This is a genomic window from Xylanibacter caecicola, from assembly GCF_013166515.1.
Taxonomy (GTDB): Bacteria; Bacteroidota; Bacteroidia; order Bacteroidales; family Bacteroidaceae; genus Prevotella; species Prevotella caecicola.
On sequence record NZ_JABKKJ010000064.1, the window covers coordinates 1 to 915 of the forward strand.

The following is a 915-nucleotide window of genomic DNA, read 5'->3' on the forward strand; positions in this document are numbered from 1 at the left end:
CTTGGAGTACACCGCAGTACTGTCAGTCGGGAAATAAGACGTAACAAGGCTCCTCATGGCAGGTATAATGCAGAAAAGGCTCAATGGCTGTCAGAGAAGAGAATGAGTGCCCGAAATCACTACACGGTCCTAACGGACGGGATGAAGGCTTACATAGACCAAAAACTCACACAAGCCCAATGGTCGCCTGAGCAAATATCGGGAAGGCTGCGAGCGCTGGGATTGTCCGCCATCTCCCACGAAACTATCTACAGGTATGTGTGGGAGGAGAAACACAAATGGGGAAAGCCACTGTACATGCATCTGCGCCATAGGGGCAGACGCTATAACAAGCGCAGATACTCATATAAGTCAAGGGGGATTCCCGGACGTGTCGGGATAGAACAAAGACCTGCGGTTGTCGACGAGAAAGGCAGGTTCGGGGATTTGGAGATTGACACCATTGTGGGAAAGAACAGGCGGAATGTCATCATGACAATCAACGATAGAGAGTCTGGCTTCTTGATCATGCGGAAGCTTCCATCAAAAGAGGCGGAGCCACTGGCGGCGGCAGCCATCGATGCACTTAGGCCGATAAGAAAGGAATTACACACCATAACAGCTGATAATGGGACGGAGTTCTCAAAGCACCAACAGATTGCCAAAGAACTAAAAATAGAAATCTTCTTCGCCAGACCATATCATCCGTGGGAAAGAGGAGCAAACGAAAACACTAACGGCTTAGTCAGGCAGTACTTTCTTAAAGGAACTGATTTCGCAAAAATAACAGATAAAGACATCAACATGGTACAGGAAAGAATCAACAACAGACCAAGAAAAAGACTGGATTTCAAAACACCAATCGAGTTTATAAAACAAAAATATGGAGAAAATAAAACAATTCTAAAGTTGTTGCGTTATTAATTTGAATCCTGC

1 protein-coding gene is annotated in these 915 nt (G+C 45.7%); it reads left to right on the plus strand.

What is annotated here, in order from left to right; translation table 11 throughout:
• On the plus strand, nt 1-903 hold a 903-nt coding region (locus HPS54_RS12790), incomplete at its 5' end, for an IS30 family transposase (protein WP_172345774.1).
• Nucleotides 904-915 lie beyond the last annotated feature (12 nt).